This window comes from Pseudonocardia xishanensis (genome assembly GCF_039541715.1).
GTDB lineage: Bacteria > Actinomycetota > Actinomycetes > Mycobacteriales > Pseudonocardiaceae > Pseudonocardia > Pseudonocardia xishanensis.
On the sequence record NZ_BAABGT010000032.1, the window covers coordinates 1 to 20,607 of the forward strand.

Genomic DNA, 20,607 nt, shown 5'->3' on the forward strand with positions numbered 1-20,607 from the left:
CGCGACACCACTCAAGCATCGCTCACGCACCTCCCGTCATTTGGGAGACACGCCCTAGTCCCCCGTTCGCCGGACCCGGATCGGGCCCCGGGCGCGGCGGCGGTGGTGTGAACGGGTAGAAAACGCGGCATGGCCTTTCGGTTGACGCCTCACGAACGCGGCTTCTACCCGTTGTTCACCCGCGCCGCGGAGAACATCGTGGTCGCCGCGGACCAGCTGGCGGCCATGGTCGAGGCCGTGCCCGCGGACCGCCCCGCCATCGCCAAGCGGGTCAAGGAGGCGGAGAACGCCGGGGACGAGCTCACCCACGAGATCATGGTGAAGCTCAACTCGGTCTTCGTCACGCCCTTCGACCGCGAGGACATCTACCGGCTCGCCTCCTCCCTGGACGACTGCGTCGACCACATCGAGGAGGCCGCCGACCGGATCGTGCTGTACCGGCTCGAGCGGCTGCCCGCAGGCATCACCATGCAGGTGGACGTGCTGCGCCGCGCCGCAGCCGCGACCGCCGAGGCCATGCCGCGGCTGGAGCGGATGGCCGCGCTGCAGGACTACTGGATCCACGTGAACTCCCTCGAGGACGAGGCGGACGAGGCCTACCACGCCGTCCTCGCCGGCCTGCTCTCCCCCGCCGAGACCCCCACGGACCCGGCCGCGGTGCTGGAGATCATCAAGCTCAAGGAGGTCGTGGACACCCTGGAGGAGGCCGCGGACGCCTTCGAGACGGTGGCCAACACGGTTGAGAGCATCGCCGTGAAGGAAGCCTGATGCTCCTCGCGGCGGTCATCGTCGTGATCGCGGTGGCGGTGGTGTTCGACTACACCAACGGCTTCCACGACGCGGCGAACGCCATCGCCACCTCGGTGGCCACCCGGGCGCTCTCGCCCCGGGTCGCGCTGCTGATGGCGGCGGTGATGAACCTGATCGGGGCGTTCCTCGGCACCGAGGTGGCCTCCACCGTCGGCAGCGGGATCATCGAGGCGCCCCAGGGCATGGAGGGCCTGGCCGTGGTGCTCGCCGCACTCCTCGGGGCCATCGCGTGGAACCTGGTGACCTGGTGGTTCGGGCTGCCCAGCTCGTCGTCGCACGCCCTGATCGGCGGGCTCGTCGGGGCGGCCACCGCCTCGGCGGGCACCGTGAAGTGGGGCGGGGTCGTCGACAAGGTGCTGATCCCGATGGTGCTGTCCCCGGTCGTCGGGTTCGTGCTGGCCGGGCTGGTCATGATCGCGATCCTGTGGATCTTCAAGGACCGGCGGCCCGCCAAGCTGACCCGCGGGTTCCGCGTCGCCCAGACCGTGTCGGCCGCAGCCATGGCGCTGGGCCACGGCCTGCAGGACGCCCAGAAGACGATGGGCGTCATCGTGCTGGCGCTCATCGTCGGTGGCTTCCACCAGGGCACCGACGTCCCGTGGTGGGTCGTGCTGATCTCGGCGGGCGCCCTGTCCGCGGGCACCTACGCGGGCGGGTGGCGGATCATGCGCACCCTGGGCCGCCGGATCATCGACCTGGACCCGCCGCGCGGGTTCGCCGCCGAGCTCACGGCCTCCGCGGTGCTCTACACGACCGCCTTCGCGTTCGCGGCGCCGATCTCGACCACGCAGACGATCACGTCGTCCATCCTGGGGGTCGGCGCCACGAAGCGGCTCTCCGCCGTGCGCTGGAACGTCGCGGCCAACATCGCCGTGGCCTGGGTGGTCACCCTGCCCGCCGCCGCGCTGTGCGCGGCGCTGGCCTTCTGGGCGATCCACCCGCTGTTCACCTGACTCAGCGCACGACGGACTCCTTCAGCAGCGCCCGCTGCTCCTCCACGTCGAAGTCCGGCGCCGGGAAGACCGGGGCCATGTCCGCCAGGGTCTCGGCCAGGATCGCCGCGACGGCCCAGTTCCGGTACCACTTGCGGTCGCTCGGGATGACGTACCAGGGCGCGACGTCGGCGTCGCACCGCTCCAGGGCGGCCTCGTAGGCCTCCCGGTAGGCGGGCCACTTGGCGCGCGAGTCGAGGTCGCCGGGGTTGTACTTCCAGCGCTTCGCGGGCTCGTCCAGCCGGGCCAGCAGGCGCTCGGCCTGCTCCTCGGGCGAGATGTGCAGCATGCACTTGACGACCGTGACGCCCTGCTCCGAGAGCTCCCGCTCGAACGCGGAGATCCGGTCGTAGCGCGCCTCCCACACGTCCGGGGCCACGAGCGAGTCCACCCTGGCGACGAGGACGTCCTCGTAGTGCGACCGGTCGAACACGCCGATGCGGCCCGCGGGCGGCACCTGCCTGCGGATGCGCCACAGGAAGTCGTGCGCGAGCTCCTCGGCCGTGGGCCGCTTGAAGGAGGCGATGTGCACGCCCTGGGGGTTCACCAGCCCCACGACGTGCCCGATGACCCCGCCCTTGCCCGAGGTGTCCATGCCCTGCAGCACGAGCAGCAGGGAGCGGCGCCCGCCACCGGTGCCCTCGGCGTAGAGGGCCTCCTGCAGCGTGTCCAACCGGACGGCCAGCTCCGCCATCGCCTCCTCGGCCGCGTCCTTGTCCTTCGGCCCGGTCGGCCGGTCCCGCGGGTCGATCCCCGTCAGCTCGACGGGGCCCGCAGGCACCCGGAAGGTCTCGCGCACGTCATGGTCGGACGACATGCGCGAGACCATATCGATCAGTGCGGGCGGTCGGGGCCCGCGTTCTCCCCCTCCGCACCGAAGTCGAGGTCGCGGCGGTCGAGGGTGCCCACGACCACCCCCCGCAGCGCCTCGACGACGGCGAGCGCCGACCCGTCGATCAGGCGGTAGAACACCGCGGGCCCCTCCCGGCGCACGGTGACCAGGTCGGCATGGCGCAGCACCGCGAGGTGCGACGACAGCGTGGAGGCCACCTGCCCCGTACACGTCCGCAGGTCGGCGACGGACCGTTCGCCGTCCGCCAGCAGCTGCAGGATCCAGATGCGGTCCGGATGCGCCAGCGCCTTCGCGACGTCCGCCAGCACCCGGCGTGACCGTCCCGACGGCTCCGGGCCCACCTCGTGGAGCGACCCGACCTGCGGGATCACACGCACCACCTCACGTCGACTCCCCCTCTCGTGGACCGGGCCCGCATGGTGATAGTCATCACTCTGGTTTCCGAATCAACGAATTCGAGTAGGTCCGCCTCCGCTTTTTCGACGGCAGGCCCGTTCCATCCCCTGGCGCGGCGAGTGTATAACGACCCGTGCGCTCCGGAATGACCCGGTGACACACCGATACCGGTTCACGACGTTTCTCGAATCAGCGAATCGAGCCGGCATCGACCACGTGAATCCGGTTCGTCCACCGTGGAGGCCGTTTCCGGTCGAGCACCGCCCGAACCACGCCGGGTTCGGCTCTCCGCCGTGTCCCCTCGTCGTCGCCACGAATTCCGCCAGGGCCACCGAGGGGCAATGGGGGCTATTCAGTCCCTCTAGGACTACGTCGAACGGGGTAATCACCACCGGCACGGGTCGGTGGCGCCGTCCCCATCCTCCCCGTCCGCGCCGATCGGCGACCAGTCCCGGGGTCGCGAATCAACGGTCTCGACGGGTGCCGATCGGGACCACCATCGGCGTTCCGGCGACGGGGTCCGGGACGACCTTCGCCTCGAGCCCGAAGACCTCGCGGAGCAGCGGTTCGGTGACGACGTCCGCCGGGCGGCCCTGCGCCATGATCGCGCCGTTCTTCATCGCGACGAGCCGGTCGGCGTAGCGGGCGGCCAGGTTGAGGTCGTGCAGGACCATGACGACGGTGCGGCCGCGCTCGGTGTTCAGCCGGGTCACCAGCTCCAGCACCTCGACCTGGTGGGACAGGTCCAGGAAGGTGGTGGGCTCGTCCAGCAGCAGCAGCTCCGTGCCCTGGGCCAGGGCCATCGAGATCCACGCCCGCTGGCGCTGGCCGCCGGACAGCTCGTCCACCGGGCGCTCGGCCAGGTCCGCGATGCCCGTCCAGTCGAGGGCCTCGGCGACGGCCTCCTCGTCGTCCGCCGACCACTGCCGGTACCAGGCCTGGTGCGGGTGCCTGCCGCGGGCGACCAGGTCGCCGACGGTCAGTCCCTCCGGAGCCGTGGGGGCCTGCGGGAGCAGACCCAGCACCGCCGCGACCTCCTTCGTCGGCATCCGGTCGATGCGCTTGCCGTCCAGCAGCACCTGCCCCTTCGCGGGCGCCAGCAGCCGACCCAGCGCGCGCAGCAGCGTGGACTTGCCGCAGCCGTTGGGCCCGATGACCGCGGTGACCGTGCCCTGCACGATCTCCAGGTCCAGGTCGTCCACGATCGTCCGCTCGCCGTAGCCGAGCCGCACGGACTCCGCCGCGAGCCGCACCCGGCCCGCCTGCGCACCAGTCTCGGCGGGCTGGATGTCGGAGCGGGTCGTCATGCGCGGGCCTCCTGGCCTTGTCTGATCAGCAGGTAGAGCAGGTACGGGGCGCCGAGCACGGCGGTCACCACCCCGACGGGCAGCTCGACGGCGCCGAACGCCGTGCGGGCGATGACGTCCGAGATCACCGTCAGGGCGGCCCCGACCACCAGCGAGGCCCCGATCTGCGGGCGCGCCGAGCCCACCAGCCGCTGGGCGATCTGGGGCGACACCAGCGCCACGAAGGCGATCGGCCCGGCGCCCGCGGTGGCGACGGCGGCGAGGGCCACGCCGACGAGCAGCAGCGCGCTGCGCGCCGCGTTCACGCGCACGCCGAGGCCGGTCGCGGTGTCGTCCCCGTACTGCAGCGCGCCCATCACGAACGACAGCACCAGCGCCGCCGGGACCAGGACCACCAGCGCGATGCCCACCGGGACCACGTGCTCCCAGCCGCGGGCGTTGAGGCTGCCGTTGAGCCAGACCTGCGCCCGCGCGGCTTCGTAGACCTGCGCGACGATCAGCAGCCAGTTGACCAGCGCGGCGAGCATCGCGTTGATCCCGATGCCGACCAGCACCAGCCGGAAGCCCTGGATGCCCTTGCGCCAGGCCAGCGCGTAGATCAGGACCGCTGTGACGAGCCCGCCCACCAGCGCCGCGATCGGCAGCCCGACGGCGGCGAGCGAGCCCACCAGACCGGATCCGCCGAGCACGATCAGCGTCACGGCCGCCGCGCTCGCCCCCCAGGTGATCCCGATGATGTCCGGGCTGGCCAGCGGGTTGCGCGCGATCGACTGCATGATCGCCCCGGCGACCGCGAGCGCCCCGCCGACCAGCACGCCGGTCAGCGACCGCGGCAGCCGCAGCTCCAGCACGATGAACTGCTGCCCGGCGTCCCCGCCGCCGACGAGCACCGCCAGCACCTCGGGGATCGAGATCGGGAACTCGCCGCGGCCGATGTTCACCGCGAGCGCGAGCACCAGCACGACCAGCCCGCCGACGATCACCGCGGCGTTGCGCGGCCGCCAGACGCCGGAGACCGGGCCGCGACGCAGCGGACGCCGACCGGCGACCTTGACGGCGGGCGCGGCGGTGGCCGTCATCAGACCGCCGCCATCGTGCGGCGGCGCACCAGCGCGATGAAGAACGGCGCCCCGACGAACGCGAGCACGATCCCGACCTGCAGCTCGCCCGGCCGGGCGACGAGCCTGCCGACGACGTCCGCGGCGAGCAGCAGCACAGCGCCCAGCAGCCCGGACGCGGGCAGCAGCCAGCGGTGGTCCGGCCCGGTGAAGGTCCGGGCCACGTGCGGCACCACCAGACCGACGAAGCCGATCGGCCCGCACGCCGCGGTCGCCCCGCCCGCGAGCAGCGTGATGGCGACGATGCCCAGCGCGCGCGTGCGCCGGACGTCCTGCCCGAGCGAGCGGGCGACGTCCTCGCCGAGGGACAGCGCGTTGAGCGCGGGGGCACCGGCCAGCGCGATCAGCACCCCGGCCACGAGGAAGGGCGCGACCTGCCCCGCGACGGCCGCGTCCCGGCCCGCGAGCGAGCCCACGTTCCAGAAGCGGTAGGCGTCGAGTGTGTCCGTGTCGATCAGGATGATCGCCGAGACCAGGCCGCTGAGCAGGAAGGTCAGCGCGGCGCCCGCGAGCGCCAGGGTGACCGGTGTGGCGCCGCCGCGACCGCCCGCCGACCCGAGCAGGAACACCGCCGCGCTCGCCACCATCGCGCCGACGAAGGCGAACCAGACGTAGCCGAACAGCGTGGTCACGCCGAAGACGTAGATCCCGACGACCACGAGGAACGAGGCGCCCATGTTGACCCCCAGCAGGCCGGGATCGGCGAGCGGGTTGCGCGTGTGCCCCTGGATGAGCGCGCCTGCGAGACCGAGCGCGACGCCGACCAGGACGCCGAGGACCGTGCGCGGAATCCGCAGCGACCGGATGACGATGTCGTCCTCGGTGCCGGTGGGCGTCCACAGTGCGCTCCACACGTTCGCGAACGGGATCACCTTGGTACCCAGCGCGATGCTCGCGAACACCACGAGGACCAGGAGCACCGCGAGCAGGGTCAGCCCGGTGAGCCGGCGGGTGCGCATCGATCGGCCCCCCGGTGGTCGTCGCCGGGGCGCCCGCCCCACCTGCGCCGATCCCACCGCCACGCGCCACCTCCGCCGGGAAGAGAGGCGAGCCTGTGCGAAGTATGGGCCGCCTCGGTCCGGGTGAGGCTAACCTCAGCATCGGCGAGCCGAAACCCCTGTCGGATCACAGGACGTGCTGGGATGGGGCCCGTGCGCCGCCTGCTGCCCCCCGGACCGGACCTCTCCGACGACGACCTCCCGGGCGTCTACGCCTACCCCCCCGCGCTCGACCGGCCCTGGGTGCGGGTCAACTTCGTGTCCAGCCTGGACGGGGCGGTGTCCGTCGACGGGGCGTCCGCGGGTCTGGGCACCCCGGCCGACAAGGCCGTCTTCGGCGTGCTGCGCCGGCTGGCGGACGTGATCCTCGTCGGCTCCGGCACCGCCCGCGCCGAGCGCTACCGCGGGGCCCGCACGCCGACGATCGGCCGCGACGCTCCGCCGCCGATCGCCGTCGTCACCGGGTCGGCCGCGCTCGAGACCGATCTGGGGCTGTTCACCGACACGGCCGTGCCGACGATCGTGCTCACCACGGCCGAGGCCCCCGCGGACCGGCGGGCGGCGCTGCGCGAGGCGGGCGGGGACGTCGTCGAGCTCCCGGACCTGGAGCCGGCCACGATCCTGGGCGAGCTGGAGCGGCGGGGGCTGCGGCGGGTGCTCTGCGAGGGCGGGCCCGGGCTGCACGGCGACCTCGTGGCCGCGGGGGCGGTCGACGAGCTCTGTCTCACCCTCTCCCCGCTCCTCGCGGCGGGCGACGCGGGCCGGATCGCGCGCTCCGCCGGGGGCCACGACCCCGAGAGGATGGGGCTCGACCAGGTCCTCGAGTCCGACGGGACCCTCCTGCTGCGCTACCGCAACGGTGCCTGATGGTCTGCTCCGCACGCTCCGCATCCGTGCCCATGGTCTGCTCCGCACGCTCCGCATCCGTGCCCATGGTCTGCTCCGCACGCTCCGCATCCGCCGATCGGGTGAACGTCCGTGAGGCACGGCGGGGTCGGAGCGTCGGATCATGTGTACGGCGCCGGCGATCCGGCGCACGCGAGCTCCGAGGAGTACCCATGACCAGCAGCACCCCCGTCTCCACCTCCGCCGCGGCCACCACGACGGCGGCCACCGCCACCGGCACCGCGGGCAGCCCGGCCCGGCTCGCGGAGGAGACCACGCAGGGCAAGACCACCATCGCGGCCTCGGTCGTGCAGAAGATCGCAGGCATCGCGGCCCGCGAGATCTCCGGTGTGCACTCGATGGGCGGCGGCATCTCCCGCACCTTCGGCGCCATCCGCGAGCGGATCCCCGGCGGCGGCACCGGCGCGTCGAACATCGCGGGCGTGCAGGTCGAGGTCGGCGAGAAGCAGGCCGCCGTGGACCTGGACATCGTCGTCGAGTACGGCGCGTCCATCGTGGACCTGGCCCGCGCCGTGCGGCGCAACGTGATCACCGCCGTCGAGCGGATGACCGGGCTCGAGGTGATCGAGGTCAACATCGCCGTCAACGACATCCACCTGCCGGAGGAGGACGACCAGCCCACCCCGTCCCCGGCCGCGGTCCCGGCACCCTCGCGCGTCGAGTGAGCACTCCCTCCGACGACGACCTCGCCCGCACCCTGGTCGACGTGGTGACCGCGGACCCCGCGGTCGCCCGGCTGGACGCGGGCCTCTACGGGGCCGTCGCCACCCTGCTGCCCGGCGGGCGGCTGGTCGGGGTCCGGGTGGACCCCGACCCGGCCCGGCCCGTCGAGGTCGCGGTGGTGCTGTACCTGGGCGCGCCCATCCCCACGGTGGTCGCGGGCCTGCGGGCTCGGCTCGCCCGGGTGCTGGGCGACCGGCCGGTGGACCTCACGGTGGCCGACGTCGTCGCCGGACCGGTCGACGTCCAGGTGGAGATCTGAGTGACCCCCGAGGAGCGTGCGGAGTTCCGGGCCTTCGTCCGCGAACACCACCCGGACCGTGGTGGGGACCCCGAGGTCTTCGCCAGGGGTCTCGCACGGCTCCGCGCCTCCTCCCCCACCCCCCGGGAGGACGACCGGCGGTACGACGCCCCGGTCTCCTTCGTCGACCTGCCACCCCTGCCGGTCCGGATCGTCCTCGCGGCGGTCCGGACGGCGCGCCGCCGGGCACGCACCCGCGTCGACCGGCCCCATCCGTAGTTCCTGAGTAGTGGAGTGACCATGACTGCCACCCAGACCGGCCTGCTGGCCGGGCTCCTGTTGGGCCTCGCAGCCGCCTTCGGCGGGTTCGTCGCCTTCGTGATCGTGCTCGTCCTGGGCGCGCTCGGACTCGCCGTCGGCCGGTTCCTCGACGGGCAGCTCGACCTGTCCGGCGTCCTCGGCCGGGCCCGGGACAAGTGATCCCGCCCGCTCCGGCGTCGCGGTCGGCCGCCGAGGTCGCCCGGCCCGCCTGGGCGCCCGACGCCGACGACCGCGGCGCGCTGGACGTCGATCCCGTCGTGCTGCGCAAGATCGTGGAGTACGTCAGCGACCAGACCCCGGGGACCCTGCACCGCGAGCGCCGGGTCGCCGGGCTCGACGTCGGCGACGCGGGCCCGCGGGCCCGGGTCAGCGCGACCGTCGGCGAGAACCCGTCGGTCGACGTCCGCCTCGACCTCACCTGCGCCTATCCCACCCCGGTGCGGACCACGGTCGCCGCGGTGAAGGAGCGGATCACCACGGAGCTGGACCGGCTCGCCGGGTACCAGGTCCGCTCGCTCGCCGTCACCGTCTCCGGGCTCCGCCCTCCCACCGGGCCGGTCAAGCCCAGAATCCAGTAGGGAGACCGCCGTGCGCGTGTTGCTCCGCACCCTCTCGCCGCTGCTGGGGCTGGCCCTGGCCGCGGCCGGGGTGCTGCTCGTGATCGAGGTCGTGGCCGCCTGGGTGCGCCCCGGTGCCACCTCCGGCCTGGTCGTGCCCTGGCCGTCCTGGCAGGCCGCGCTCAGCGACCTCACCTGGTCGGACGGCCCCGTGCTGGTCGTGTCGGTCTGCGTGGGCGTGCTCGGGCTGCTCCTGCTGCTCGTCGCGCTGCTGGCCCGCCGCCACGACGTGGCGCTGACCTCCCCCACCCCCGCGATGACCGTGGCCACCACGCCGCGGGTGCTCGCCCGGATCGTCGGCAGGCACGTCCGGGAGTCCGACGACGTCGCCGCCGCCACCGTGTCCGCCTCGGCCCGCAAGGTCGTCGTCCGGGCGGAGGGCTGGCCCGAGTCCGACGGCGGGACCGGCTCGCTGCGCACCGACGTCCGCGCCCGCACCGAGGAGCTGCTGAGCACGCTGCCGCTCGCCCGCACCCCCCGCCTCGCCGTGACCACCCGCGGCCGGAAGGACCCCCGATGACCGCCCTCGAGACCGCGGCCCCGCCGAAGCGGGTCGTGCGGCGTTCCCGCAAGGCCGTCGCCCGCTCGGCGTTCGGCGACCGCAGCAGGCTGGCGCTGCTGGGACTCGTGCTGCTCGCCGCGGGCACCCTCGCGGCGCTGCTCGGCGCAGGCGTCTTCGGCAGCGGCCGGGCCGACCGTCCGCTGCTGGACCCGATGATCGTCGAAGCGCTGCGCGCGCAGCCGCTGCTCTGGCGGTGGGTCGCGATCGGGGTCGGCGTGGTGCTGGTCGTCGTCGGGCTCGTGTGGGCGGCGCGCTCGCTGCGCCCCGAACGCCGCCCCGACCTGCTGCTCGAGACCGCCCAGGACACGACGCTGCTGGTCACCGCAACCGCGGCCGCCGAGGCGGTCGCCGACCGGGCCGCCGAGCTGCCCGGGGTGTCCCGCGCCCGCGGCCGGATGGTGGGCAGGGACGACGATCCCGCCCTCCGGCTGACCGTGTGGCTCACCGACGAGGCGGACGTGGTCGCCGTCTGCCGGGCACTGGACGAGGAGATCGTCACCGAGGCCCGGGAGGCCCTGGGGGTGGCCCACCTGCCGGTCGCGGTGCGGCTGGAGCTGGACTCGGCCACCCACAGGCCCCGCGTGGCCTGAGAACCCTGTGCGCCCGCCCACGATCCCGTGGGTGGGCGGAGTCCCCACGGCCTAACCTCCACCCATGACGCTCTCCGGGAAGACCGCGCTGGTGACCGGTGCGGCCAGTGGGATCGGCGCGGCCATGGCGCGCAGGCTGGCCTCCGACGGGGCGAAGGTCTACGCCGTCGACGTGTCCGAGGCCGTGCACGAGCTGGCCGCCGATGTGCCCGGGGTCGAGGGCCTGACCTGCGATCTCACCGACCTCGCCGCCGTGGACGCGCTGCCGGGCGACGTGGACGTGCTCGTCAACAACGCGGGCCGCCAGCACGTCTCGCCCCTCGAGGACTTCGATCCGGCGCTGTTCCACCAGATCCTCACGATCATGCTCGAGGCGCCGTTCCGGCTGGTCCGACGGGTGCTGCCGCACATGTACGCGCAGGGGTGGGGGCGGATCGTCAACGTCTCCAGCGCGCACGGGCTGCGCGCCTCGCCGTTCAAGTCCGCCTACGTCTCCGCCAAGCACGGGCTCGAGGGACTGTCCAAGGTCACCGCGCTGGAGGGCGCCGCGCACGGGGTGACCAGCAACTGCGTCAACCCCGCGTACGTCCGGACACCGCTGGTGGAGAAGCAGATCGCCGACCAGGCCCGCACCCACGGCATCGGCGAGGACGAGGTCATCGAGAAGATCATGCTCACCCCCGTCGCGGTGAAGCGCCTGATCGAGCCCGCGGAGGTCGCGGAGTTCGCCTCCGTGCTCTGGGGACCGGCGTCGGCGTCGATCACCGGGGTCTCGCTGGTGCAGGACGGCGGCTGGACGGCCCACTAGGTCTTCACCCGGCGTCGGTCAGACTGTGCGGGTGGGGGTGTTCTGGCGGTCCGTCGTGCTCGGGGTGGTCGGCGTGCTCGTGCTCGCAGGCTGCGCGCTCGGGCCGTCCCAGCGCCCGCCGGTCGCCGTGCGCGGGGCCGCGGCCGCCGCCCCCGCGACCAGCGCGGCCGCCGCGCCCGCCGACCCGAACGCACTGCCCGCACCGGAGCCGCAGAACCCGCTGATCGAGTACTCGGACTGCACCGCGGACACCCTGGAGACCGTGGGGGCCGCCGGGTTCCCCGTCCCCGCGGGCCGGGTGCTGTCCGCGAGCTGCGGTCAGCTGGAGGTCGACAGCGACCCGCTGCGCCCGGCCGCCCGGACCACCCGGATCGGTGTGCTGCGGGTCTCCGCGGCGGACGCGCCGCGCAACCGGCCCGCGCTCGTCGTCGTCGGGGACAGTGCGGCGGGAGGCTCCGCGCGCCTCGCCGCCCGGCTCGCCACCCTGGTGTCCGACCCGGTGCTGGCGACCTACCAGCTCGTGGGGCTCGACCGGCGCGGGTCCGGTGCGGACCTGCTCGACTGCGCACCGCCGGAGTCCCGCACCGCCCTCACCGACACCCCGCCCGCGGCGGACGCCGTGATGCTGGACGGGGTCCTGGAGGACGCCCGCGCGGTCGTCCAGGACTGCTACCTGTTGCTGGACAGCGACATCGGGACCTACCGCACCGCCGCGACCGCCGCGGACCTGGAGACCCTGCGCACGCAGCTGCGGGTGACCCGGCTGAACGTCCTGGGCCTCGGCGACGGCGCCACCGCGGCGGCCGAGTGGGCGGCCGCGCACCCGCGCTCGGTCGGACGGCTGGTGCTGGACTCCCCCGTCGACCTCGCCTCCGCCGAGCCGGACCGCACCGAGGCCCGGACGGCCGCGGTGGAGGCCACGTTCGACGCCTTCGCCGCCGCCTGCCTCGCCCGGGGGAACTGCCCACTCGGTCCCGATCCGCGCGGGGCGGTCACCGCCGTCGTCGGGGGGTTGGGGCAGCGGCCGCTGGCGTCCGCCGACGGGGACCGGCTCACCGCGGGCGGGGCGCTGGCCGCGGTGCGCGCCGGGCTGCCCGAACCCGCGCGCTGGCCCGCGCTCGCGGCGGGGCTGGCCGCGGCGGGGGCGGGCGACCCGTCCGGGCTGATCACCTTCCTGGCCTCCGTGCTGGGGCCGGGCGGGACCTTCGACGGCGCGCTGGCCACCGCCTGCAACGACTCCGCCCAGCGCCTCGCGCCCCCGCAGGTGGCCCAGCTCGCCCAGCGCTGGGGCACGCGGTACCCGCTGTTCGGGGCCGCGGCGGCGCACGGCCTGCTGTCGTGCGGGCCCTGGCCCACCGCGCCGAGCGATCCGCCGATCGTGGCGCTGCCGCCCGAGACCCCGCCGGTGCTGGTGCTGGGCACGGCCGCGGACCCGCGCGCCCCGCTCACGGGTGCGCAGCGGGTCGCGCAGCTGTTGGGCCGCAGCGCCTTCGTCTCGTGGCAGGGGGCGGGCCAGGGCGCCTACCCCCGCAACGCCTGCGTCATCGCGCTGGTGGAGCAGACGGTGATCGGCGGCACCCTCCCGCGGGACGGCACCGTCTGCCCCGCGTGAGCCGACCGCCCGGGGCCCGGGCGGTCAGGCGGTGTCCGCGCCGATGAAGCCCTTCTCGACCATCCAGTCGCGGGCGACGATGCCGGGGTCCTCGCCGTCGACGTCCACCCGCTTGCCGAGCTCGATCATCTCCTTGTTGTTCAGCGCCTGCGCCACCGGCTGCACGACCTGCTCGATCTCCGGGTGCAGGCGGGCGAAGTCCTCGCGCAGCACCACCGAGATGTTGTACTGCGGGAAGAACTTCTTGTCGTCCTCGAGCACCCGCAGGTTCAGCCCGGCGATGCGGCCGTCCGTCGTGAAGATCTCGCCGAAGTTGCAGGTGCCGTTGGCGACGCCGGCGTAGATCGCGCCGGTGCCGAAGGTCTTCACGTCCGTCGTCGGGAAGCCGTAGGTCTTCTGGACCCCGGGCAGGCCGTCCTGACGGCTGGCGAACTCGGTCTCCACACAGAACACGGCCTGGTCGGGGTTCTGCAGCAGGAACCGCGTCATGTCCGAGGTCGTCTTCAGGCCGTGCTGTTGCGCGTAGGCCTCGGTGACGCCGAACGCGTAGGTGTTGTTCAGCTCCGAGTAGGGCAGCCAGCGGATCCCGTTCTGGGCCAGGTCCTCGTCCCGCACCGCCTCGTACTGGCCCTTCTCGTCCGGGATCGGGTCCGTGTGCCCGAGGTAGTTGATCCAGCCCGTGCCGGAGTACTCCCAGGTCAGGTCGATGTCCCCGGTCTTGAGGGCCAGGCGGGAGTTCGACGAGCCCTGGATGTTCGTGAGGTCCCGGACGTCCGCCCCCGCCGCGGACAGGGCCAGCTCGGCCATGTATCCGACGAGGATCTGCTCGGTGAAGTCCTTGGACCCCACCGTGATCGTGACACCCTCCAGCCCCGGGACGGGCGTGATCGAGCCGGGGGTGACGGTGAACGGGACGGCCGTGTTCGTCGAGAGGCCGCAGCCGGCGAGCAGGAGGGCGCCGGCGAGCAGCGCGGCGGCGAGCCGTGCCGAGGATCGGCTCACCATGCTCCGCCCCCGCCTCATCACTCGGCTCCCTTGGGGGCGAGCCACACCTCGGCCATGCCGCCGAGCCAGTCGACCAGCAGCGCCAACCCGATCGCCAGCACCGCTCCGACGTACATCACCGAGTTGAGCTGCAGCTTGTAACCGGTGTCGATCAGCTCGCCGAGCCCGCCGCCGTTGACGAAGAACGCCAATGTCGCGGTCCCGACCGCCAGCACCAGCGCCGTGCGCAGACCCGCCAGGATGAGCGGCACGGCGAGCGGCAGCTCCACCCGGAACAGCACGCCCGCGGCCGACATCCCGATGCCGCGGCCCGCGTCGATCAGCGACCTGTCGACCTGCTGGATGCCGACCATCGTGTTCCGCAGGACCGGCAGCAGCGTGTAGAAGATCAGCGGGATCGCCACGGCCCACAGGCCCTCGATGCCCGACCACAGGAAGAACAGCACGATCACGCCGAGCGCGGGCGCGGCCTGGCCGACGTTGGCGATGGCCAGGAAGACCGGGCTGAGCCACTTGAGCCCGGGCCGGGTCAGCGCGACGCCCAACGGCACCGCGATCGCCACCACCAGCACGCTCACCACCAGCGTGATCAGGATGTGCTGACCGGTGAGGGTCAGGATCGTCGGCAGGTTGAGGGTCTCCTGCTCGTTGGCGTTGAGGTTGCCGGACAGCACCCAGATGAGCACCGCCGCGACGATCACGACCACCGCGATGGGCTGGATGAACAGCCGGAGCCGGTCCGACCGGCGCGCGACGCTCGGGCGCTCCTGGACCGACCGGGTCCCGCTGACGCCCGCGAGGCCCTCCGCGACGGCCGTCATTCGGCGTGCTCCTCACGGACGGAGGCGATCACGCCCGTCACCGTGCCGATGTCGATGGTGCCCAGCAGCTCACCGCGCTGCCCGGTGACGACGGCGCGGCCGCCCTCGGTGAGGATCGCCTCGAGCGCGTCCTGCAGCGTCGACGCGGTGGACACCGAGTCCCCGACGGGCTTGCCGACGGTCGCCAGGTCCTGCCGTCCCGCCAGCTCGCGGATGTGCACCCACCGCTGCGGGCGGTTGCGCGCGTCGAGCACCAGCGCGAAGACCCGGCCCGACTTCTCCAGCTTCTCCGCGACGGCCGCGGGCCGCTCGTGGTCGCCGACCGCGAGCACCTCGTCGGTGTCGTACTCGACGTCCCGGACCCGCATCAGGGTGAGCTGCTTGAGGCTCGCGCCCGCGCCCACGAAACCGGCGACGGTGTCGTTGGCCGGGTTGGCGAGGATGGCGTCGGGGGTGTCGTACTGCTGGATGGACGACCGGTCCCCCAGCACGGCGATCTTGTCGCCGAGCTTCACAGCCTCGTCGAAGTCGTGGGTGACGAACACGATCGTCTTGCCCAGCTCGGACTGCAGGCGGAGCAGCTCGTCCTGCAGGTTGCCGCGGGTGATGGGGTCGACGGCGCCGAAGGGCTCGTCCATGAGCAGCACCGGCGGGTCCGCGGCGAGCGCCCGGGCCACCCCGACGCGCTGCTGCTGGCCGCCGGAGAGCTGGCGCGGCAGCCGGTGGGCGAAGGTGCCCGGGTCCAGGCCGACGAGGTCCATCATCTCCTCGACGCGGGCGTCGATCCGCTTCCTGTCCCACTTGAGCAGCCCGGGGACCACGGCGATGTTCTGCGCGACGGTGTAGTGCGGGAACAGGCCCGCCTGCTGGATCGCGTAGCCGATACCCCGGCGGAGCTCGTCCGGGTCCAGCTTGAGGGCGTCCTCGCCGCCGATGGTGATCACGCCGGAGGTCGGCTCGACCATCCGGTTGATCATCCGCATCGTCGTCGTCTTGCCGCAGCCGGACGGGCCGACGAACACCACGACCTTCCCCGCGGGGATGGTCATCGTGAACTCCTCGACCGCCGGGGCGGCGGTGTTCGGGTACTTCTTCGTCACCCGCTCGAGCTGGATCTCGGCGCCGGAGACGCTCTGTCCGGTGGGCTGGGAGATGGTCTCAGTCACGGATCCCCCTCGGGACGGTCAGACGGGAGATCAGCACGAAGATCCCGTCGAGGATCAGGGCCAGAATGACCACACCGAGGGTCCCGGCGAGCGCCTGGTTGAGCGAGTTGGCCGACCCGGCGCGGGTCAGGCCGGAGAAGACCTCGGAGCCGAGCCCGAAGCCCTTGGCGTAGGCGGCGATGACGGCGATGCCCATCAGCATCTGGGCCGACACCCGCATCCCCGTGAGGATCGCGGGCCAGGCCAGCCGCAGCTCGACGCGGGTCAGCACACCGGCGCGGCTCATCCCGATGCCCTTCGCGGCGTCGGAGACGGCCGGATCGACCCCGGCCAGCCCGACGATGGTGTTCCGCACGATCGGGAGCAGGCCGTAGAGGGTCAGCGCGATCACGCTGGGGGTCACCCCCAGTCCGACGATCGGGATCAGCAGACCCAGCAGGGCGAACGACGGGATCGTCAGGATCGTGCTGGACAGGGCCGTGGCGATGGCCGATCCCGCCGAGCTGCGGTAGACCAGGATCCCGACGCCCACCCCGATGATCGCGGCCAGGATGGTGCACTGCACGACCCCGCTGACGTGCAGCCATGCCTGCAGGGACAACCGGTCCCACCGTTCGGCGACGTACTGCCAGAGGCTCACCCTCGACCTCCTTCCCACCCGAACGCCCGCCGCGGATGGCTGAGCGGTTCGGGCGACCCTACGGGGGGTCGCAGCCCACCGCCCGCTCTACGGACGATCTCCCGCTCAGTCCTGGCTCCGCGCCCGGCTGGGCTGAACGCGCATCGGCTCGCCCGGCATCTTCGGGGTGCCGAGGGTCGAAACACTGTGCCTACCTGCGAGAACGCAGCTCCCGAGGAACCGTCTGTGCGCTGGTTATCAGGCGAATACAGGCGGCCCCGGAGGCATAGGAGGTGCCCCCGGGGCCCGGACGGAATCGAGGTCCGCCCATGTCCATCCTGCACCACGACTACCGACCCCGCGGGCGTATCGTCGCCCGCCGCCCCGGTGTCGACCCTGACGTCCTGCTGTCGTGCCCGCAGTGCGCCGCGGTGGTCGTCGAGGGCGACCAGCCGGTGCACGACGCGCACCACGAGCTGATCAACCGGACGCTTCGCGTCCTGACCGGGGAGGCGTGATGATGATCGACCACGACTCACCGCTGTGGCCGCGCGCTTGGGCCGCCCACCGCTGCTACGGGTGGCGGGGTGAGGTCCACCTGCGCCCGGCGGGGATCGAGCGCATGGCCGAGGGTTCACTCGGCCTGACCCCGGCGCAGCTCACGGCGCTCGCGGAGTTGGAGAACAGCCTCGACGTGAGCGAGAGCAGAGCGTCAGACTGACCCCGTTCACGGGCTGGACAGGCCCCGGAACGACCGAGACCCCCGACCGCCGGACAGGCGGATCGGGGGTCTCTTCGTTGTCCAGCAGTGCCCGTCAGCTCGGGGTCGGTACCGCGCTGGGATCAGAGACGTACTTGCGGAGAGCCACCATGTCGACGTGTCCGCGGTCCAGCTCCGGAAGCATGGCTCCGATGGCGTCGTAAGTGCTCCCCGGCACGGCGTCGGCCGCCACGGCGCGGTAGTCATGAAGGGCGTCGATCACGTTGCGGATGCTCCCCACGGCGACGTCCAGAGCGGCGACGAAGGCGAGGCGGTGTTCCTCGGTCGGATCCTGCTTCCATCGGGTGCCCGCATTGGTCGCGTCGAGGGCAATGTCGCGGTGCGCGAGATCGAGCCGCGTGAACTTCTCCTCGGCGGCTGCCAGCCGCGCGTTCGGAATGGACATGCCGCGGAGCCTACGAAGGGTCACCGACGAGTTCCGTCGACACCCTTCGGAGGGTAACCCTGAGTCGGTCCCACGCGGCGGATCGGATGATCTACAGGAACTCTCCGCGGCCATCGAGCAGCCACGCGCGGAACGCCTCGATAGCGGCGCCGAGCGCGGCTTCCGCCTCGGCAGTGTCCGTCTCGGACAAGCCGTGGGCGGCCAGGGCCTCGCGCTCGGCGTGAGCGCGCCCCTGCCAGCCCCCGTAGCCGGGGTGCTCGGCGTACCACTCGGTGCGGGCGAGATTCACCGCGGCGAGCCGGTCGCGGACCCGGGGGTCCGGGTCGAACTGTGCCGTCACGCCCTCGCCGGTGCGGCCTGCGAGGACCACGAACAGCGGGAGAGCGTCGGCGACGTCGCCGGGCTCGTCCGGCTCGCCGTCGAGCCACTCGATCATCCGCTCATACCCCAGCGGGCGTTGGCCGCCTTGCGGGCGTGCTCCGCCCGGTGCCGCTGCTCCGGAGTCTGCGGGCCGTTCTGCGTCGCCTTGGGCGGCGTCGTGAGCAGCGCCGTCAGCCTCGCGACCGCGAGCTGAGTCGCCCGCAGCTCCGCGACGGCTGGGTGTACCCGAGGCTGGCCCATGCTTCCTCGGGTCATCGTGCCTTCCGCCTCGATCACCTCGGCCAGCCGGTCAGCGAGGTCCAACGCGCGGCACAGCTCTAGCGCGATCTCCTCCGCCAGCGGGTTCAGCCGCGCCCTCGTGTGCAGCGTGGTCCACATCGCGGCGCCGCGCTTGCCCAGTCCCTCGGGGACCTCGGCGTTACTCTGCGTCATCAGCCCTCCTCGGGCCCTAGGTGAAAATCATGATCAGAATGCATGCCCGGTCTCGGAGCCCTCCCCAGCGGTCCCGCGCGAGGCTCGGAGGGGGTACCCCCCACCCCTCATGATCCACTGGCGTGGGGCGAGGTGACGCTGAGTAGCGGCCAACGGTGGTCGTTCCACGCGACCTGTAGCGCTGGCCGAGGCGTGCGCGATGATCAGAGCGTGATGCGCTTCGTACGACGTTGTGTGCTCGGTGTCCTGCTGGTCCCGCTCGCCCTGTCCGCCTGTGGTGGTACCTCGTCTTCGTATTCAGAGGGGTACACAGACGGCGCCTCACCTGCCGCGACAGCGCAAGCACCCGAGGCGTTGACCACGCAAGAGGCTGCGTTCGTGACGCAGGCTCGTGCGATCGCACCGCGCATCGTGGGGGATGACGAACGGCTGGCCGCTCGTGCGTCGAACACGTGCTCGTCGCTCACCGATGGGAAGTCGGACAGTCAGATCACGGACGTCGCCGTCGAGCGGTTCAGCTCGGGGTCGTATCAGGTCACCCGCACCGAGGCCGAGCAGCTCGTCGAGGCTGCTCGAACCACGGTGTGTGCGGCCGGGTGATCAGGTGTCGCCGGGGCGGTCCTGGCTCACGACCCGGACCTCGTAGTGGGTACCCGTGTCGCTGCTGGTCGTGACCGCCAGCACGGGCAGCCGCTTGCCGATGATCCACGCGTCGTCGGACGCGGTGACGACCACGGTGCCGTCCACGCGCACCGGGTCGTTCGCGCTGGCCTGGGCCCACGGTAGTTCCACGACCAGCTCACCGACTATCAGCTCACGCTCACCGGAGTCGGGGTCTCGGTACGCGCTGCCGGGCTGCTTGACCCGGCAGCGGCCTTCGTAGACCACGGCCTCATCCGGGGTCGTGTACTCCCCGGTGGCGGGGTCGAACACCGGGTCTCCGCCTGGGCGGAGGATGCGGCAGGTGGACCGCATGAGCTGCTCACGCTGCCGTCGCGCTCGGCGGAGGATGCTGTCGACGGTCATGGCTTGACCTCCGCGGCGTTGGCTTCGCGGCAGTGCCGCATTCCGGACCAAGTGGCGAGCTGGGCGGTGAGGGTCACTCCGCCTTCCCACGGGCAGGTCTGGCAGACGGCGCGGTACTGCTCCCCACCGCTGCGGTAGCGCTGGGCAGCGGTCCTGCCGACCGGGATGACCGGCAGGACCGTGAACGGGTGCTCCGCCATCATGGACGGCCGTGCGCGGCCTCGTGGGCCTCGCGGGCGATGGCCTTTCGGTAGGTCTCGCCCTGCTGGTCGTAGGACAGCGGACGACCGTTCGCGTCGACCCTGGGTCGCTTGTCCAGCTCCGACATGATCGAGGCGTGCACGGCGTTGCGGTGAGCGGCGACGTCGCCCGCGATAGACAGTTCCATGATCAGGATCCGATCTTCTCGGCGAGCGCAGCGAGCGCGCGGGCGACGATCTCGGTCGGGACGTCCCGCATGTGGGCGTGCTGCCCGACGGTCCCGATGCCGAGGGGGACGATGCCGGGGACGACCTCGGCCGGGTGGATGGTCGGCTCGTCGAGCGCGGGCATGCCCGCCGTCCGCACCCACTCGAAGGTCGAGCGGCGGGTCAGTTCGGCGGCCACCGCCTCACGGATCGAGGTCACCGCCTCGGTGGCCTTCGTCGTGATCACCGCGGCGGCGGCCTTGCGGTTCTCGTCCTCGGTCGCCTCCAGCGCGTGCTGGTGGGCGATGCGCAGTTCGTCGACGGCCCCGGCTGCCTCGGCGAGCGCGGCGGCGTAGGCGGCTGCCTCGCGGTTGGCCTTCTCGCGGTCGGCGGCGAGCTTCGGGACCGCGGTCGCAGCGGGGATGGGCTTGCCCTCGGTGGCTGCCTTCGCCGCTGCCTCACGGTCGGCGCGTTCGGCCATCGCGTCGGCGGACTGGTCGGCGAGGTTGCGCGCTGTGCTGTCGGCCAGGACCGCCTTCGCGAACAGCTCGTCGTGCTTGGCCAGCGCCTCGGCGATGTCGGCGGGCAGCTCGGTCGGGCGACGGCGCTGCGGCGGGTACGTGGTGGTGATCATGATCAGTCCTTTGTGGTGTCCCGCTCGGCCTTCGCGAACGGTGGAGTGGGGCCCCGGGGAGCGCGCGTGGAAGGCGGCACGGCGCTCTCCCGGGGGGAT

The 20,607-nt window shown here is 72.8% G+C and carries 31 protein-coding genes; 15 read left to right on the forward strand and 16 right to left on the reverse strand.

Features of this window, described 5'->3' with window-relative positions; all coding sequences use genetic code 11:
* The first annotated feature begins 129 nt into the window (after positions 1-129).
* Complete coding sequence (locus tag ABD993_RS12925) at positions 130-768, forward strand: DUF47 domain-containing protein (protein ID WP_345416551.1); 639 nt, start codon at positions 130-132, stop codon at positions 766-768.
* Complete coding sequence (locus ABD993_RS12930; protein WP_345416554.1) at positions 768-1,763, forward strand: inorganic phosphate transporter; 996 nt, start codon at positions 768-770, stop codon at positions 1,761-1,763. Before ABD993_RS12925 ends, ABD993_RS12930 begins: the two co-directional genes overlap by 1 nt.
* 1 nt (position 1,764) lies before the next feature.
* Here ABD993_RS12930 and ABD993_RS12935 read toward each other — a convergent pair whose 3' ends face one another.
* The 5 genes from ABD993_RS12935 to ABD993_RS12955 form a co-directional block, all read right to left on the reverse strand.
* Positions 1,765-2,619, reverse strand: a complete 855-nt coding sequence (locus ABD993_RS12935) for a PPK2 family polyphosphate kinase (protein ID WP_345416557.1) — start codon at positions 2,617-2,619, stop codon at positions 1,765-1,767.
* Between the two features lie 17 nt (positions 2,620-2,636).
* A complete protein-coding gene (locus ABD993_RS12940) occupies positions 2,637-3,026 on the reverse strand; it encodes an ArsR/SmtB family transcription factor (RefSeq protein WP_345416560.1) in 390 nt (129 codons plus the stop codon).
* A 489-nt stretch (positions 3,027-3,515) separates the two neighbouring features.
* Positions 3,516-4,358, reverse strand: a complete 843-nt coding sequence (locus ABD993_RS12945; RefSeq protein ID WP_345416563.1) for an ABC transporter ATP-binding protein — start codon at positions 4,356-4,358, stop codon at positions 3,516-3,518.
* The gene (locus ABD993_RS12950; RefSeq protein WP_345416565.1) at positions 4,355-5,437 is read right to left on the reverse strand and encodes a FecCD family ABC transporter permease; all 1,083 of its coding nucleotides are present in this window, start codon (positions 5,435-5,437) and stop codon (positions 4,355-4,357) included. Before ABD993_RS12950 ends, ABD993_RS12945 begins: the two co-directional genes overlap by 4 nt.
* A complete protein-coding gene (locus ABD993_RS12955) occupies positions 5,437-6,435 on the reverse strand; it encodes a FecCD family ABC transporter permease (RefSeq protein ID WP_345416568.1) in 999 nt (332 codons plus the stop codon). The genes ABD993_RS12950 and ABD993_RS12955 overlap by 1 nt, the downstream gene beginning before the upstream one ends.
* Before the next feature lie 183 nt (positions 6,436-6,618).
* Here ABD993_RS12955 and ABD993_RS12960 point away from each other — a divergent pair, with 183 nt between their 5' ends.
* From ABD993_RS12960 to ABD993_RS13005, 10 genes are all read left to right on the forward strand, one after another.
* Positions 6,619-7,341, forward strand: a complete 723-nt coding sequence (locus ABD993_RS12960) for a pyrimidine reductase family protein (protein WP_345416571.1) — start codon at positions 6,619-6,621, stop codon at positions 7,339-7,341.
* Positions 7,342-7,532: 191 nt separating this feature from the next.
* Positions 7,533-8,045 carry an Asp23/Gls24 family envelope stress response protein gene (locus ABD993_RS12965; protein ID WP_345416574.1) on the forward strand — a complete coding sequence of 171 codons (513 nt, stop codon included), beginning with the start codon at positions 7,533-7,535 and terminating at the stop codon, positions 8,043-8,045.
* Positions 8,042-8,362 carry a hypothetical protein gene (locus ABD993_RS12970; protein WP_345416576.1) on the forward strand — a complete coding sequence of 107 codons (321 nt, stop codon included), beginning with the start codon at positions 8,042-8,044 and terminating at the stop codon, positions 8,360-8,362. The genes ABD993_RS12965 and ABD993_RS12970 overlap by 4 nt, the downstream gene beginning before the upstream one ends.
* Positions 8,363-8,620, forward strand: coding sequence for a hypothetical protein (locus tag ABD993_RS12975; RefSeq protein ID WP_345416578.1), 258 nt, complete (start codon positions 8,363-8,365; stop codon positions 8,618-8,620).
* Between the two features lie 21 nt (positions 8,621-8,641).
* Positions 8,642-8,821 carry a hypothetical protein gene (locus ABD993_RS12980; RefSeq protein WP_345416581.1) on the forward strand — a complete coding sequence of 60 codons (180 nt, stop codon included), beginning with the start codon at positions 8,642-8,644 and terminating at the stop codon, positions 8,819-8,821.
* Entirely contained in the window at positions 8,818-9,240 is a 423-nt protein-coding gene (locus ABD993_RS12985) for an Asp23/Gls24 family envelope stress response protein (protein WP_345416584.1), read from the forward strand. Before ABD993_RS12980 ends, ABD993_RS12985 begins: the two co-directional genes overlap by 4 nt.
* 10 nt (positions 9,241-9,250) lie before the next feature.
* Complete coding sequence (locus ABD993_RS12990) at positions 9,251-9,799, forward strand: DUF6286 domain-containing protein (protein ID WP_345416586.1); 549 nt, start codon at positions 9,251-9,253, stop codon at positions 9,797-9,799.
* Complete coding sequence (locus ABD993_RS12995) at positions 9,796-10,431, forward strand: alkaline shock response membrane anchor protein AmaP (protein WP_345416589.1); 636 nt, start codon at positions 9,796-9,798, stop codon at positions 10,429-10,431. The genes ABD993_RS12990 and ABD993_RS12995 overlap by 4 nt, the downstream gene beginning before the upstream one ends.
* 64 nt (positions 10,432-10,495) lie before the next feature.
* Entirely contained in the window at positions 10,496-11,239 is a 744-nt protein-coding gene (locus ABD993_RS13000) for a 3-hydroxybutyrate dehydrogenase (RefSeq protein ID WP_345416592.1), read from the forward strand.
* A gap of 31 nt (positions 11,240-11,270) precedes the next feature.
* A complete protein-coding gene (locus ABD993_RS13005; RefSeq protein WP_345416593.1) occupies positions 11,271-12,851 on the forward strand; it encodes an alpha/beta hydrolase in 1,581 nt (526 codons plus the stop codon).
* 24 nt (positions 12,852-12,875) lie between these two features.
* Here ABD993_RS13005 and ABD993_RS13010 read toward each other — a convergent pair whose 3' ends face one another.
* Genes ABD993_RS13010 through ABD993_RS13025 form a run of 4 tightly spaced genes read right to left on the reverse strand, consistent with a single transcriptional unit; the run spans position 12,876 to position 16,483 of the window.
* Complete coding sequence (locus ABD993_RS13010) at positions 12,876-13,856, reverse strand: glycine betaine ABC transporter substrate-binding protein (protein WP_345416594.1); 981 nt, start codon at positions 13,854-13,856, stop codon at positions 12,876-12,878.
* Positions 13,857-13,873: 17 nt separating this feature from the next.
* A complete protein-coding gene (locus tag ABD993_RS13015) occupies positions 13,874-14,677 on the reverse strand; it encodes an ABC transporter permease (RefSeq protein ID WP_345416597.1) in 804 nt (267 codons plus the stop codon).
* The gene (locus ABD993_RS13020; protein WP_345416599.1) at positions 14,674-15,843 is read right to left on the reverse strand and encodes an ABC transporter ATP-binding protein; all 1,170 of its coding nucleotides are present in this window, start codon (positions 15,841-15,843) and stop codon (positions 14,674-14,676) included. Before ABD993_RS13020 ends, ABD993_RS13015 begins: the two co-directional genes overlap by 4 nt.
* Entirely contained in the window at positions 15,836-16,483 is a 648-nt protein-coding gene (locus tag ABD993_RS13025; protein WP_345416600.1) for an ABC transporter permease, read from the reverse strand. The genes ABD993_RS13020 and ABD993_RS13025 overlap by 8 nt, the downstream gene beginning before the upstream one ends.
* A 308-nt stretch (positions 16,484-16,791) precedes the next feature.
* Here ABD993_RS13025 and ABD993_RS13030 point away from each other — a divergent pair, with 308 nt between their 5' ends.
* On the forward strand, positions 16,792-16,980 hold the full coding sequence (locus ABD993_RS13030; RefSeq protein ID WP_345416603.1) for a hypothetical protein: 189 nt from the start codon (positions 16,792-16,794) through the stop codon (positions 16,978-16,980).
* A complete protein-coding gene (locus ABD993_RS13035; protein WP_345416605.1) occupies positions 16,980-17,183 on the forward strand; it encodes a hypothetical protein in 204 nt (67 codons plus the stop codon). The genes ABD993_RS13030 and ABD993_RS13035 overlap by 1 nt, the downstream gene beginning before the upstream one ends.
* Before the next feature lie 94 nt (positions 17,184-17,277).
* Here ABD993_RS13035 and ABD993_RS13040 read toward each other — a convergent pair whose 3' ends face one another.
* The 3 genes from ABD993_RS13040 to ABD993_RS13050 all read right to left on the reverse strand — a co-directional run bounded on the left by ABD993_RS13040 (position 17,278) and on the right by ABD993_RS13050 (position 18,441).
* Complete coding sequence (locus ABD993_RS13040) at positions 17,278-17,628, reverse strand: hypothetical protein (protein ID WP_345416608.1); 351 nt, start codon at positions 17,626-17,628, stop codon at positions 17,278-17,280.
* A 91-nt stretch (positions 17,629-17,719) separates the two neighbouring features.
* Positions 17,720-18,064: a hypothetical protein gene (locus ABD993_RS13045; RefSeq protein WP_345416610.1), complete on the reverse strand. Its 345-nt coding sequence runs from the start codon at positions 18,062-18,064 to the stop codon at positions 17,720-17,722.
* Positions 18,061-18,441: a P27 family phage terminase small subunit gene (locus tag ABD993_RS13050; RefSeq protein WP_345416613.1), complete on the reverse strand. Its 381-nt coding sequence runs from the start codon at positions 18,439-18,441 to the stop codon at positions 18,061-18,063. Before ABD993_RS13050 ends, ABD993_RS13045 begins: the two co-directional genes overlap by 4 nt.
* 213 nt (positions 18,442-18,654) lie before the next feature.
* Here ABD993_RS13050 and ABD993_RS13055 point away from each other — a divergent pair, with 213 nt between their 5' ends.
* Complete coding sequence (locus ABD993_RS13055; protein ID WP_345417590.1) at positions 18,655-19,041, forward strand: DUF732 domain-containing protein; 387 nt, start codon at positions 18,655-18,657, stop codon at positions 19,039-19,041.
* On the opposite strand, the gene ABD993_RS13060 is transcribed toward ABD993_RS13055, so the two are convergent.
* From ABD993_RS13060 to ABD993_RS13075, 4 genes are read right to left on the reverse strand one after another with little or no spacing between them, the layout of a single operon-like run.
* Positions 19,042-19,467, reverse strand: a complete 426-nt coding sequence (locus ABD993_RS13060) for a DUF6093 family protein (RefSeq protein ID WP_345416616.1) — start codon at positions 19,465-19,467, stop codon at positions 19,042-19,044.
* The gene (locus tag ABD993_RS13065) at positions 19,464-19,667 is read right to left on the reverse strand and encodes a hypothetical protein (RefSeq protein WP_345416618.1); all 204 of its coding nucleotides are present in this window, start codon (positions 19,665-19,667) and stop codon (positions 19,464-19,466) included. Before ABD993_RS13065 ends, ABD993_RS13060 begins: the two co-directional genes overlap by 4 nt.
* On the reverse strand, positions 19,667-19,855 hold the full coding sequence (locus ABD993_RS13070) for a hypothetical protein (protein WP_345416621.1): 189 nt from the start codon (positions 19,853-19,855) through the stop codon (positions 19,667-19,669). Before ABD993_RS13070 ends, ABD993_RS13065 begins: the two co-directional genes overlap by 1 nt.
* Positions 19,856-19,857: 2 nt before the next feature.
* On the reverse strand, positions 19,858-20,508 hold the full coding sequence (locus ABD993_RS13075) for a hypothetical protein (protein WP_345416624.1): 651 nt from the start codon (positions 20,506-20,508) through the stop codon (positions 19,858-19,860).
* Positions 20,509-20,607 lie beyond the last annotated feature (99 nt).